Origin of the sequence: Micromonospora sp. NPDC051296 (assembly GCF_040682255.1) — a bacterium.
Lineage (GTDB): Bacteria > Actinomycetota > Actinomycetes > Mycobacteriales > Micromonosporaceae > Micromonospora > Micromonospora craterilacus.
The window spans coordinates 1-14516 of sequence record NZ_JBFBAO010000005.1 but is presented as its reverse complement, the minus strand read 5'-3'; the positions used below and the strand labels follow the sequence as shown (position 1 = coordinate 14516).

The window sequence follows — 14516 nt, the reverse complement described above, 5'->3', positions numbered from 1 at the left end:
CAGGGCCACAAACAGAGAGGCAGGCAGCCATGTCGACGTCGTGGCATGAGGAGATCGAGCGGGCGTACGCCGAACTTGAGCGCAGCCAGGAGGCGATAGCCCAGGTGCAGCGGGACATGTCGGAGCGTACGGTCACCGTCACCGCGCCGAATCGGGCGCTCACCGTGGTGGTCGACGCGCAGGGAACGATCGTCGACATCACGTTCCCCACTCGCGCCTACCGGTCGATGGCGGGGCCGGAACTCGCCGCGCTGCTCATCGAGACGATCGCGGACGCCCGGCGGCGGGCGACCGACGAACTCGCCGCGATGTTCACGGCGGTGCTTCCCCAGGGCACCCCGATCGTCGACATGCTCAACGGCACCGCCGACATCGACCAGATGATCAGCGACGCGGTACGGCTGGTCCGCGACCAGCCCGGCGCGCCGAGCACCGGCCGGGGTTGACCGACATGGCGGTCTACGCGGACACCGACCTGCTGCGCGGCGAATCCTTTGCCGCCTTCGTCGAGCACATGCAGGGTGTGATCGACGCCCTTGAAGCCGCCCTCGACGGCAACCTGCCGGTGGCCGACTCCATCCGGGACGAGTCCGACCAGGCCCTGGTCGACGGCATTGCCGCCCAGATCGCCCAGATCCGGCTGATCCTGGTCGGGCTGCGGGACCTCTCCCGGGGCGACGCGAACCAGGTAGAGCTCCTGAGCCAGCTACTCGGTCAGGTCGAGGAACTCAACACCGACGTGGCCGACTTCGGCAGAACGACCACCTGACGCCAGGCACATCCGAAGACCGCAGCGCACCCGACGAAGGGCACGGCCGTGGCCATTGAGATCTCCAACCGGCTCGCCGAGTTCCTCTACTGGCTGACCGGAGAACGGTTCCCCGGCAGCAACGAGGACCGGCTCTTCGCGATCGACGCCGCGCTGTCCGCCGCTGCCGACGGCGTCGACGAATCCCGCCCGCAGTTGGCCGCCGCCGTGCGCCGGATCCGCGAAGGCGTCGGCGGCAACTCCCTTGAGGCGTTCCTGGCCAGCATGAACGACTACGTGCGTAGCCCGGGCTACGTCACCAGCTCGGCCGAGCACACGCGCTCGACGGGTCGGACCGCCCGGGACGCGGGCACGCAGGTCCAGTACCAGAAGATGATGATCCTGGCGTCGACCATCGAGATGTTCGCCTCGTTCGTGCTGGCGTTCGCCTTCGCGTTCGGCAACCCCGGCCCGGCCATGGCCTGGCTCGCGGCCCGCGTCGCGGTGTTCCGGTTCATCATCCGGTCGCTCTTCGCCCGACTGCTGATGGCGGCGTTGCTGGTCGTCGGCAGCGAGGCCGCGCTGGAGGGATTCCTCGACGGCATCATCCAGCGGATCCAGATGCGGTTGGGTACCCGCGACGAGTTCGACGAGGAGCAGTTCTGGCAGGCGGTCCGCGACGGCTCGATCGCCGGAGTGATCACCCTGGCGCTCGGTGCCGCCTTCAGCGGGATCGGCAACGTCCTCGCCCGGGGCAATCTGTTCAACAACATCCGCCTGAACCTCCCCGACGGGCCGGACAACCCGCCCCGGCTTACGCCGGATCGCACCCCTGATCCGACCCCGTCGCCCACGCCCACCCCGTCGCCGACGCCTTCGCCTTCGCCTTCGCCGACGCCGACGCCGACGCCTTCGCCGACGCCTTCGCCTTCGCCGACGCCGACGCCTTCGCCCTCGCGCCCGCCGTCGCCGACGCCCTCACCCGCCCCGTCGCGCCCGCCGACTCCGACGCGTAGCGATCCGGCACCGGAGTTGCTGCCCGTCGGCAGCAACCGGTCCGATCTCCCGCGCGGCGACCACCCCGGCGGCCAGCCACCCAGTCGCGGGCAACGGTTGCTCGACAACGCGGGCGGGTTCGTCGGTGAGGTCGGTAGTGCGATCGTCACCGAGGTCATCGTCGAGGGCAGCCTCTCGGCGATCAACGGCCAGGGCTTCACCGTGCACGGTGGGATCGCGACCTCGGCCGCCATCGGCGCCACCCTCGACATCGGCGGGGAAGCCGGCGGCAACGCCCTGAACCAGAGGATCAACAACCCCGAAGGACAGCCCGAGAGTACGGGCACCGACGGCACCGCCCCGTCCGCATCGGACCCCTCGTCTCCGCCGGTGACGACGGTGCCGCCCGAGGCGGACGATCCGGTCGACCCCGACGGCACTTCGGGTACGGGTGCCGGCCGTGACCCTGCCGGCAACGACGGTCGAGGTGGCAGCGAGCCCGTCGGCACCGAACGCGGCAGCGACACTGGGGCAACCGGCTCCGGACCCGGCGGTTCCAGCTCCGAAGGTTCCCGTTCCGGCGGTTCCACGTCCAGCGGGTCTGGCACCGGAGGGGCCGGCACCGGGCTGTCCGGGACGGGTGGTTCCGGCTCCGGGACGTCCCCGGCAGGTGGTTCCGGCTCTGCCGATCGCGACGTGTCCGGGGCGGATGGTTCCGGTTCGGGGGAGGCTGGAGCTGAGGCGGGCGGTTCCGCGTCGCGGACCGGCGGCGACGGTCCGAGCCCGGAGGCCGGGGCGGACCCGGAGGCCACCAGCGACCCTCGGACGGCGGCCAGCGACGCCTCGACCGGCCCGCCGGCCGCCGTCGACGGCAACGCCGACGGGATTCCCGACGGCAACCTCGACGAGGGGCGTGAAGATCCGGAGCAGAACGGCGTCCCGGAGTCGCCGTCGGCGACCGAGTTCGGCGCCGCCGGACCGGCCGAACCGCCCGGCGCATGGTCCGCCGATTCGCACGGGACGGAGCACGACTCCGGGGCCGACGCCGATCCGGCGGCGGTGCCGTCGCTGGAATCGGGCGACGAGTTCGCCACCCCAACCGGCGCCGTGCTGCGGAACGGCAACCCGAGCACCACCGCGAACGGCGCCCCGATCGTGGCTGCGAACGGCAGTGGCCCGACCGTACCCGCCACCACGGTGGGTAACCCCACCGCGACTCCCGCAGCCGCATCGCAGCCAGGTCCGGTGGGTCCGGCCCGCTCGCTGCTGGACGGTACCGGGAACGGGCGGCTCCACCCGTGGGACCGCCCGGTGGCCGCCGAGCCGGACGGGAAGGTCGCCGACCTGGAGCGGTGGCTGCACCGGACGGCCGGCACCGAGGCTGCCTTGACCGGTGATCCGGCCGTCGACTGTGTGCCCCGGGCCTGGGACGTCTTCGCGGAGATGCACGGCCGCCGGTCCAACCCGTTGCCGGGCAACCTGACCGCCGGTTCCGGGGTGGCGGAGACCCTTTCCAAGGGCACCACCGCCATCGACGCCGCCGAGTTGGTCCGTACGCTCGGTGGCGAAACGCCGACCACCAACGACGGTTCCGCCGTGCTCGACTACCTCGACGGAACCCCGGGTGCGATGGCGCTGGTGGTGGCGCGCCCGCGCAAGGACCGCTCGCACGTCTTCTGGATGGTGGCCGACGGCCGGAACGGGCCGGTGGTGCCCCGGTGGGTGGATCCCCAGCAGTCCGAGATCTTCGACCACGACGCCCGGGCGACCACCCCGGACACCGAGTTCTGGGCCGAGCAGCTCCGTTCTCCCGACACCAGGATCCTGGTGCTCGGGCCCGACGGCCGGCCCGTCGACCTCACCTTGGCACCGCGCGGCCTCAGGGTGGCCGGTCTGACCGACGCGCCCACCGGCGCCCGCGCCGCCGCCGGGGTTCCGGGCCAGCAGCAGGACAAGGGCAAGGGCCGAGTCCAGCGGACGGTCGAGGACGAGCCGATCGAGCTGGAATCGCTGGGGCATGAGCCGGCCGAACAGGCGACGGTCGACGCCGAGCACGGGACCCTCGACGCCGAGCTGGCCACCGAGCACGGCCCCCTGCGCGCGCCGGAGTTCCACTTTCTGGCGGACCAGGAGCGGGCCCGCCGGCGCCGGCTGCTGACCTCCGACGACCCGCTGTACATCGGGTCCATCGGAGCGGGCACCTCGACCTCACCGACCTCCAGCGGCGGCGGCGCTGCCCAGTTCACGGGCTGGCACTCGCGGGCCGAGCAGGCGCACGAGTCCGACGACGACGGACGGGACAGCGCCAGGCCGACCCGGCCGGCACCCCGCGGCGGGTCACCGCAGGGCGATTCCACCACGACCACGACGGCCCCGGAGCGACTGCGGTCGCAGGACCGGGCGTACCTGCTCGGCGACGGCAACCACCTGCTGGCCGCGGTGCTGTACGGGAACATCGACGCGGTCGAGTCGCGGGTGCCATGGACCCCGGAGGCCCGCGCCGAGCTGGCGAACCTGCGCAGCTGGCGGGACGAGGGCCGGCGTACCGTCAGCACCACCGCGCTCACCAACGCGGTCCGCGAACTGCGCCGGCACCTCGCCGGCCGGATCGACCACCTCGCCCCCGCCGACCTCGCGGCCCTGCGGCGGGTGGACAGTCCAGCCCTGCGCACCGCCCAGCTTGGTGACGACCCCGCCCTGATCAACGCGCTGCGGAACGTGTTGGACGCCGATGCGCCGCACGACCACTCCGCCGCCGGTCCGCTGCTCATCGGGGCGCTGCTGGACCGTCCCGTCGTGGTCGACGACGGCACGGGCGCGACGCTGCTGGACCGCCCCGGGACGACGAACGAACCGATCCGGCTGTTCCGCCGGGTCCAGAACGGCACCGGAAGCGCCGAGTTCCACGCCCACCTCGAGTCCGCGGCACAGCCCGCGGCACCCGTACCGGCACCGGCCCTGCCGGGGGTGCCACCGCCGGTGGATCCGACGACGGTCAACCAGCCGAGGGCCGTGGTCCACTTCGCCCGGGGCAGATACCAGACGCTGGCCCCCGGTCAGCACCCGACCCTGCTGGCCGCCCAGATCGCCGACCGGATCGCGCGGGTGGCGGCCAACCGGCCCGCGGACGGGGCGCCGATCGTCGTCACGGTCGAGGGTGGGGGCAACACCCGGCGTCGATGGACCGCGCCGTTCGACATGGGTGCCCGGCGCGCGGCGACCGTCGCCGAGCTGATCGAGCCGGCGGTCCGGGCCGAGCTGAACCGCCGGCTCGGCGCCCGGGCGCCGGTCGTCGCCTTCCGGCAGCGCTCCCGCGGTGACCAGCCGGCCGACGGGGCCACCGGCGCGGCCGGCCCGGCCGGGGCACCCGGCGCGGCGAACCGGGCGGTGACGATCGACATCAGCGTGCGCGACTCGTGGCAGGCCAGCCGTACGCCGGTCAACCCGGGGCTGGCCCCGAACACCCCCGAGTACGAGGCGGACGACTGGAAACTCGACGCGATCGCGTTCGCCGCCGGCATCCCCGCCCACACCCTGCCCGACCTGCAACGCCTGGCCACCCGACTGCGGGAGATCGGCGACCAGCACCGCGTTCCGCTGGACGACGCGGCCTGGCAGCAACTCCCCGGCTACCTGATCAACAACTACCGGCACCTGGTCGGCAACGGCATGGTGCTCTTCCTCGGCAACATCGAGGTGCTCGTCCAACTGACGCCGACCGATCCGCGTCGGGAAACCGTCGCGCCCGAGGCACCGCAGCCGACGACCGCGCCCGACCCGTCGAGCCGGACCGCCCAGGTGAAGGCCACCGAGACCATCCACGGCGCCTTCCAGGTCGGCGCGCACAGCGAGAGCCGCGGCGCGCCGACCCAGTACACGAGTGGCGGCTTCTCGATCGGCGCGGCGATCGGCGTCGCGCCGACCGGCCTGCTCGCGGTACGCCTGGGCGTTGCCCTGCGGTTCATGGGCAATCTCGTCTCGCGATCCACCGGCACGGTGCGCGACGCCGAGGTCGGGCGGGTGGAGGACACCCGGTCACCCGCGACGCTGTTCTCGGCCGCCGCGAGTTATCGGATCCAGGTGCGTGACCGGGCCGAGCAGACGTGGGACGGGATCACCGGCGAGACACTTGACGCAGCCGAGCGGCTGACCATCGCGCTGCCGGAGAACTACCTGGAGCGTGGTGAACCCGGGCTGGCCGGCCAGATCGCGGAGGCGGAGCGCCCCCGGCGGCAGGCACCGGCCGGTGCCGCCGAGCGCCTGCCCAAGGTGCTGTACGCCTCCGGCCTGACCGGCACGCATCTACTGGCCGACGACATCATCCGGCAACTGGAGGCGATCCGCGGCCGGATCCCGCTCGGCGACCCCATCCGGGCCGCGGTGTGGCAACGGGTGTCGAACCTGGACACCCACCTGGACAAGGCGGTCAACCGGCACCGGGGTTACACGTTCACCCTGGTCGAGAACGGCCGGGTCATCGCCGACGTCCGGATCCGCAGCCGGCGCAGTGGACACGGCGAGGCGATCAGCGCGCCGCACGACAAGTCACACATCGAGGAGGTCCGCACAGCGATCAGCGGAACCACCTCCGGGCAGACGGTCAGCAACGACACCAGCATCGAACCCGGTCTGGACTTCGTCATCGCCGGTGCGGGCGTGCCCGCGCTGCGGGCCTCCGTCAAGGCGCCGTTCCTGCGCTGGAGCTGGAGCAACCGGGACGGCAACAGCTCCGGCCGGCTCGGGCTGTGGGTCCTCGTGTCCCGGTACGCCGGCTTCACCACCGCGTACAAGATGGACTTCGAACACCAGGCGACCGTGCACGTCCGGCGGCGCCGCAACGTGCTGCGCCGGCACCCCAGGGGCACGCCCTGGCGGGTCCGGCTGCGGAACAACCTGTCGCGAAGGCACCGCCCGCCACACGATCCGCAGACGGTGCCCGGACGGGCGATGGTCCGGCTGCCCACCGCCGACGCGGTTGCGCACGGCATCGAGCAGCCGCCATCGGCCGACACCGCGACGGCGACGCCGACCGCGACCCCGACCGTGCCGCCGACGACGTTCACCACGAAGGTGCCGGCCGCCGTACCGCACCATGCCAGCCAGGGCCGTGGCATCGGCAAGGGGATGGTCGAGGTCGACCCGCAACTGATCGACCACCTCGTCGACGAGATTGAACGCGAGCTGGAGAAGCACGGCTATGTCGTGGTGGACCCCGACGAGCCGTTCGAGTCGCGGTCGCGGTGGAGCCGGAAACGGGACAGCCAGGTCAACAACGGGGCGCTACTGCGGAAGTTGCTCTCCAACGCCAGCCTGGAATCCAACTACGACGGCATCCACCAGGACGGCCTGCCGATCACCCTGCGCAAGCGGCATACCGGCTGGTTCACCTTCTACCGGGTACGGACGGCCCGGGTGACGATCAAGGCCGAAGCGCCCCGGGACCGGCTGGACGACGGCGAACTCGGCCCGGCCATGGAGTCGACCGGCAATCCCCGGCTGACCAGGGACAAGCAGATCGTCAACCTGGAGATGGGGTTGGACTCGGCCGGCTCCTCGGCTGGCGGCGGAAAGCGGATCACCGGCGGGGTGAAGGCCCGGTTGATCCCCACCGGGGCTACAGAGGTGCAGGGCGTCGGTTTCGGCATCGAGTACGACCGAGGGGTGTCGGGAAACCAGTCGGTCAACCACGTCAGCAACATGCCCCGGCTGATGGAGTACCAGGGCGAGCTGACCGAGTTCGAATCCACCAGTGACTACCAGGTGACCATCGACTACGGACGGACCTGGTCCTGGCGGCGGTTCTGGATGTGGACCAGGCCGTCGTACGTCGGGCAGCGGGTCCGCAGCACCGCGCTGGCCCGGGTGGTGCCGGCGTTCAACTCGAGGGACGTGCACAAGCCCGGCCGCAGCCGGGCGCTGCCGGGCAACCCGGCGACGCCGGCCTCGGTGCTCGAACACGCCGCGATCACCTACCTCGATTCCACCGGCCTGATCCCGCGCGGCCGGGAGGCGGTCGGCGCGATGGCGCGGCCCGGCGGCACCGCCGACGAGGAGGTCTCCACCTTCCTCGACCACGCGCAGGTGATCTCCCACCTGCCGGAGATCGTCGCGGGCCGTTACACCACCGACGCGTTGTTCGAGGCTCAGTTCTGGCGGGACAAGTACCGGACCCTGTCGGTCCAGGCGCAGCTGGGCGCGTCGGAGTTCGTCGGGGCGACCGACGACCCGTACGTGCTGGGTCTGATCAAGCTCTCGTTGACCCAGGCCGGCACGTCCTCCAGCCGCAGCCAAGGCGTGGGAGTCAGCCCGGTGGACATCGCGGCCGGCGGCGACCCGCAGCGGTCGGACGTGGTCGGGCTCAGCGGTTCGATGGGCCACGGGATGCGATGGGGATCTGAGCGCGGCCAGGCCGCCAAGCAGACCGGTGGGCGGGAGCTGCTGGAGCTGAACTTCCACCGGGCGTACGCCTTCCGCGCGCCGATCGACTATTCGTTGGTCACCGGCAAGACCAAGCGGGCGAAGCTCTTTCCGAACAGCGACTACGTGCCGAGACAGGAGCAGGTCACGGCGGAGCCGATGATCTACGTGCTCTCCGAGCCGGACGCGCTCGAGCACTACGCCAACGGCGAGGTGCCGCTCGACACCGACCAACTGCTCGACGTACTGACCCGGTGGAGCAGCGGCGAGCTGAAGCTCTCGCACCGGCTGATGGCCCGTGTCCTGACGCAGTGGAACCACGCCGCCCCGGACGGTGACCCGCTGTCGGAGTTGCGCGCGGACGCGGCCCGGGACCTGGCGCGCAGCTACGGGTGGTCGGATCTGGAGATGCCGAGGCAGGTCGCCGACGACTTCCTGGCCGAGTTCGGCTTACCACTGCAACGCGATCCGGCCGCGACCGCCCGACGCCTGGTGGTGCCCGACTACCTGCGGCCCGGCACCGGACAGATCTCGCTCGGTCACACCGGCGTGCACTCGCTGAACTTCGACCAGGGCCGGGAACTGTCGGACCTCGTCGCCGACGCGGTGGAGGCGTTCGAGCCCGGCCTGCTGGGCAGGAAGCACCGGGATCTGCCGACGGTGGAGAACACCGGGCTGCGCCGGTGGTGGCACCGGGCCCCGCAGGTCCTGCCGTTCGTCGGCCGGCTCCAGGGTGGTATCGACGCCATCCAGGCGATCTTCGACGGTGGCCGGGCCAAGCCGCTGCTCGAACAGATGCTGGACCCCGAGGGAGTCACCCTGACTCTCGCCAACCCGCACGCCTGGATCGCCCAGGACATGATCGAGGTGAAGGTCACCGCGCGGGTCACCAGCACGCCGGAGTACCGCGACTACGTGCCGGAGAGCGGACTGGAGACCTACCGGCACCGGTACGTCGAGCGGCAGGAGTCGAGCCGGGGCCAGTTCAACCGCGGCACCGGGCTCGGCTTCAAGATGACCATGGACGACCGGCCGGAGGAGCCGCCCACCTCGGAGCAGCAGCGCGCCGACAACGAGGTCAAGTTCACCGGCGGCCCGGGCGTGCGCTGGGCCGACGGGGTCAGCCGCGGCCGTACGGCCACGGAGCAGTTCACCTACGAGTCGACCGTCTACGACTGGGGTGACCACTATCGGGCTGAGGCGCGTGTCGCGATCACGGTCGAGGTGCGCCGGGTCAAACTGGGCGGGCGGCGGCCGACCAACTGGATGACCACCAAGATCAACCGGCTCGGCGCCTGGAGCGGCCGGCGGCCCCGCATGCTGGGCGTCACGCACACCGCTCAGACGGCCGGAACGGTGCTGCTCAAGGTGCCGAAGAGCGTTGCCGAAGCCACCCCGATGGCCCCGCCCACCGGGCTGCGCGGGGCCATCACCCCGCTCCGGATGCCGCCGGACTCCTTTGTCGACGCGGTGCAGCTGCACGGCGCGCACGACGCCAGCCGCGACCTGCTCGGCGCGCTCTTCTCCCGCCCGGTCAAATGGGACCGCTGGTGGCCTTCGCGCTGGCCCACCCGGCGCGGCTACCACACCAGCCCGGCGATGCGCGCCCTCGCGACGCGGGACATGCTCGCCGCCAACCTCGTTCCGGCGTTGGCACCGGACGGCGTGACCATCGCCGAAGGGGTGTTCCTGCCCGGCCATTCCAGCCGCCGGGCGGACGTCAGCCTGCGTGGCCGGCTCGAGGAACTGGTGGCGGTCGCCGAGCTGGAGAACACCGGGACCGGACGGTACGTGAAGTACCAGCAGGGGGTCAGCGCCAGCACCACACACAGCACCCCGTACGTCGCGCTCTCCGGCTCCTCGGGCGGCCCCATCCGGGTCGCGGTCTCGGACGAGAACAGCCCGGGGGAGCCGTACGGCGCGCACCGTACCGAGGGCGACACCGACAACAGCCGGCAGGCGCCCAGATCGCACACCGACACCACCGCCGACGCGTACCGGCGGGAGAACCATGTGAAGCAGCAGGGGCCGGCGGTGCTCGTCCGGATGCGTGGGCGGTACTGGCTCGACGGCAGAAAGCACATCGTGCACAAGTGGCGCCGTACCTCGCCCGGCCGGCAGCGGATCAGCGACGAGTTCACCGGCGACGTCTACGTGGTGATGTTCAAGGCCGACTACGAGGAGATGGTCGCCCAGCAGCGCCGGGACGAACTGCGTCGCACCGTTCCCCCGGTCGGTCGTCAGGGGTCGCCCATGGTCGACGTGACCACGGCGCTCAGCCGGATACCGGCCGTGGTCACCGGGGCGGCCGGGCCGCCCGGACGTGCCGACATCGCGGTACGTGAGCACCTCCGCGCGGTTGCCGCCGGGCTGCAGGTCGGCGAGAACGACGCCCTGGTCGCCGAGGTCCACCCAGCCGAGCAGGCCCGGCGGCTCGGCGAGGTCCTCGACGCCTGGGCCCGGCCGCATCTCACCGCACGGCAGATCGCCGACGTGCACGACCGGCACCGCCGGAACCCGACCGGCCCGGACCTCTTCACGCTGATGGTCGACGAGGTCAACGCGGCCCGACCGGACGACCGACGGCTCGAACCGCCGCTGCTGGCCCGGCTGCACCGCGACCCGCTGGAAACCGCCCGGGCGCTCGCGCGGGAGCTGCACGCCCCGGTCGAGTTGCGGCTGTACGGGGCGACCGGCGGCCTGGACCAGCGGTTCGGCATCGACCGGGACGGCTGGTACGCGGAGCTGGTGCCGACCGCCGGCAGCCAGCGTCTGGTTCCCGCCGAACAGGCCGTCCGCATGCTGCCGCAGCCGCTGCGGGACGAGGCCGCCGAACTCGGCATCGGCCGCGACGAGTTGGTTGCCCTCCACGACGGCCGGACCCGGCTCTCCGAACAGGTCCAGGCCCTGGTCCAGGCCCTGGTCCAGGCCCGCCGGCAGGCGATCCCAACCCCGCCGCCGGCACCGTTGACCGATGCCCAGACGCAGGCCCTCCTCGCGCGCGGGCTGCGGCCGCTGGACCAGGCGACCGGCCGCAATGCCTGGCTGGAGGCGTTGATCACGACGGCGCGGCACCAGCCGAACCCGTCCGCGGCGGTGCGGGAGGTCGCGGCGGCGACGGTCGACGGCCTCCGCGAGACGATCGCCCAGCGGCGCGGGCTCGCCGACGACGCACCCCTGCCGTCGCGTACCGCCATCGCCGCCACGCTCGGCATCCGGGTGGAGACCATCGACGCCGACGGGACCGGGTCGATCGCCGGTGCCGACGGCCGGAGCGCGCGGTCCGCTCCGTTGACCGGACCGATGGTGGATCCACCACTCACCGTGGTCACGGTGGGGGAGACCCGCTACCGGCCGACCGCGCCGGTCCCCGTCCCGCCGCCGCCGAAACCGCCACAGCTGCCGCCGAAGTTCGGCGTCAAGACGGACGACGACCCGACCCGCCTCGACACGGTCGACGAGACCGCCTCCAAGGCTGGCGAGGCTCCCATTCCGTCGCCAATCCAGGAGCCGAAGCGGGAGTCCGAGCTGAAGCGGGACCCAGAGTCCGAGGCGAAGCGGGAGCCGCTGTCCGAGGCGAAGCGGGACCCGGAGTCCGAGTCCGAGCCGGAGCAGGCAGCAGCAGTTGAGCCGGCACCCGCGTCGGTGCCGCCCATGCCGCGTCGACTGAGCCTGACGCTGGAGGGTCTCACCCCGCCCACCCTCGTCAGGCCGCCGCGCATACCGACGCCTCCGTCGCCGGCCAGCCAGCCGGTGACCCAGTCGCTGGCCAGCCAGCCGACGGCTGAGTCGCCGATCAGCCAACAGGTCGCCGAGGAACCGGCCGTCCAGCCGCCGCTCACGCCGACCTCGGCGCAGCTGACGGCCGAGACGTCGACGACGCTGTTGAGCCGGTTCCTGGGCGGCCAGCGCGAGTTGGACCGGCAACGCGCCACGGTGGAGCGGGAGCTACGCGACTACGTCGACGCCCACCCGCGCCGGGAAACGCGACTGCGGACCATCGATCTGCACACCTCGGCACCGGCAGCGCAGAGCGTCACCACCACCAGCGAGTTGATCGGCATCTTGCGGCGGTTGCTGGCGACCTACCAGGACGAGGACAAGGCTCCGCGTCCGTCGGTGCTCCGGCTGGGTGGACCCGCTGGCACCAGCGACGGGGCCGAGCACCCGCAGGCCGGCATGCACGCCCCGGAGGGGAGCGACGACGACCTGAGGGAGGGCGACGACGACCTCCTGCCGGAGGGCGACGGCGACGATCTGAACGAGGGCACCGGGGTCCCGGCCCACGCGGGAACCTCCGACGACCGGGCCGCCCGGTCACGGCCGGTGCCGCCGGACTGGTGGCACGAGGGCGAACGCAACCGACCCGGTGAGTTCTACGCACCGAACGCCGCCCAGCAGCGCTGGCTCAGTCAGCACGGGCGTGCGGTCGGTTGGGTCAGCCCGGACGGTGACTGCGCCTTCGCCGCGGTCCTGGCGACCCTCTCCGCCGAGCGGGTCGGCACCGCGGCCGGCCTGGTCGCGAACGCGGTCGGGCTCGCACCGCCGGGCCAGCTCACGGACGCGCCCGCGTTGCGTGACTTCCTCGCCCTGCTGGTCGAGCAGGGACGGACCAACCCCGACGTGCACACTGCCCTGGCGCTCGGGAACATGGGTGTGGTGCCGGACCCGGAGCCGGGCCAGCTCGACGTGGCGACCTTCGCGGCGGCGCTGCGGCAGCACGGCAGCTACGGCGGCGAGGCAGGCGTCCGCTTCGCGAGTCTGATCGGCCAGTTCCTCCGCTGGGGACGCCAGCTCGCGCAGGACACCGACGGCGACCTCGACGTCGACTTCGAGGTATTGACCGAGAATCCGGTGCAGGTGGAACGGCTGTCGGACCCGGAGATGAACGTGATCGTCCTGGTCAACGAGCACTACCTGCCGACCCGTCGGCGGGACCTTGGCTCACCACCACCGGCCACCGGTGACCAGGGCGGCGACGCCTGATGAACCGGTGCGTCGATCCGGCCGTTGTCTCCGGGACACGTCCGCGTCCCGGACAGCCGGTCGAGAGGGGGAGCGACGTGAGCAGCCCGACGAAAGCCGGTGCCGCCCTGGCCCTTCCGGTCGCCCCGGCACCGCCGTGCAACGACACGCCCGAGGTGGTGAGCGGTCAGGCCGGCGTACTGGACGGAGGCCGTTGGGTCGGTCGCTTCAACCGGGCCGCCGCGCTGACCGTGCCGCGTACGCCGGCGCTGAGCGTCGAGGCCGCGCCGGTGAGCGAGCCACCCCCGCCGGCACCGGCCGAGCACCCGCCGGGCCCGGCGCCGCAACCACCGCCGCCGCAGGCCGCTGCGTCGGCGGCACCCTCCCAGCCGAGATGGATCGACACCACCCGGTGGGGCGCGGACGACCGGGCGCAGTTGCGCCGCGCACTCTCCGAACGCTATGACGCCTACGCCCGAGTGGTCACCCGTACCCTCGCCGAAGAACCCGGGTTGCGGGCCGCCGGTGGCGGCGCAGACCTGGTCGGCGACCTGGTCGCGCTGTGCGCGTACGGCGCCGATCGCGATGCGGTCAACCAGGTCCTGCGCGGCGCCGACGGCCGGAGCGAGACGCAGAGCCTCATCGCCCGCGGCGCGGTGAGCGGGCTGCGGCGACTGCCCACGGTGATCGGTCCGGTCTACGCCACCAGCGCGACCAGCGTGGTCGCCAGCTATCGAGCGGGTGACGAACTCGTCGAACCAGCCTTCGTTGATGTTCACCTCACCGGCGGCGGACGCGCGGTGGCGGTGGAGTACGTCATCTGGTCGGTCAGCGCGCGCCGCGTCGACCAGTTCATGCCGGCCGCGCAGCCGGTGGCGACGTTCCCACCGGGCAGCCGGTTCGCGGTCCTGGCGGTCGACGAGCCCGCCGGCGACCAGCCGATGCGGGTGCTGCTGCGGGACCGCACCGGCCAGCGACCCGGCGACGGCACGTGGCGGGAGGAGACGCTGCGCCGGCTGCGGCAGCACGGCCAGGCCACTGTCGCCGACCAGCCGTCCAGCCTCGACTTCGCGCTCGGCCTCGACCCGCAGGGGCACCCCTTCCCGGCACCGACACCAGCGACCAGCGGAGGGCCGCGACCATGAACCAAGCCGTCGTATCGGTGTCGCACAACGAACCCGGCGGGCTGCCGCGGATCGGCGACGCCCTGGCAGTCGCCGGGGCCGGGACGACCGTCATGCTCCAACCCGGGGTGTACGAGGAGGAACTGCGACTCATCGGTGACGTCACGATCGTCGGCTTCTGGGCGCCGTAGAGGCATGGTCCGGGGAACGGCAACTCGACCTCGGGCCACGCCAACAGCGGAGGCTGCTTGCGGTCCTGGCGTTGA

General features: G+C 72.4%; 5 protein-coding genes. All 5 read left to right on the top strand.

Annotated features, from left to right (window positions below):
• Nucleotides 1–29 precede the first annotated feature (29 nt).
• The 5 genes from AB0M52_RS01125 (at nucleotide 30) to AB0M52_RS01105 (ending at nucleotide 14441) form a co-directional block, all read left to right on the top strand.
• Nucleotides 30–446 carry a YbaB/EbfC family nucleoid-associated protein gene (locus AB0M52_RS01125; protein WP_363947137.1) on the top strand — a complete coding sequence of 139 codons (417 nt, stop codon included), beginning with the start codon at nucleotides 30–32 and terminating at the stop codon, nucleotides 444–446.
• Between the two features lie 5 nt (nucleotides 447–451).
• On the top strand, nucleotides 452–769 hold the full coding sequence (locus AB0M52_RS01120; RefSeq protein ID WP_363947135.1) for a hypothetical protein: 318 nt from the start codon (nucleotides 452–454) through the stop codon (nucleotides 767–769).
• Between the two features lie 48 nt (nucleotides 770–817).
• A complete protein-coding gene (locus AB0M52_RS01115) occupies nucleotides 818–13147 on the top strand; it encodes a hypothetical protein (protein WP_363947132.1) in 12330 nt (4109 codons plus the stop codon).
• Between the two features lie 77 nt (nucleotides 13148–13224).
• Nucleotides 13225–14271 carry a hypothetical protein gene (locus tag AB0M52_RS01110; protein ID WP_363947129.1) on the top strand — a complete coding sequence of 349 codons (1047 nt, stop codon included), beginning with the start codon at nucleotides 13225–13227 and terminating at the stop codon, nucleotides 14269–14271.
• The gene (locus AB0M52_RS01105) at nucleotides 14268–14441 is read left to right on the top strand and encodes a hypothetical protein (RefSeq protein ID WP_363947126.1); all 174 of its coding nucleotides are present in this window, start codon (nucleotides 14268–14270) and stop codon (nucleotides 14439–14441) included. Before AB0M52_RS01110 ends, AB0M52_RS01105 begins: the two co-directional genes overlap by 4 nt.
• The last annotated feature ends 75 nt before the right edge of the window (nucleotides 14442–14516 follow it).

Coding starts and splice junctions, on each gene's coding strand:
- AB0M52_RS01125 (WP_363947137.1), top strand. CDS start 30: ATGTCGACGTCGTGGCATGAGGAGATCGAGCGGGCGTACGCCGAACTT.
- AB0M52_RS01120 (WP_363947135.1), top strand. CDS start 452: ATGGCGGTCTACGCGGACACCGACCTGCTGCGCGGCGAATCCTTTGCC.
- AB0M52_RS01105 (WP_363947126.1), top strand. CDS start 14,268: ATGAACCAAGCCGTCGTATCGGTGTCGCACAACGAACCCGGCGGGCTG.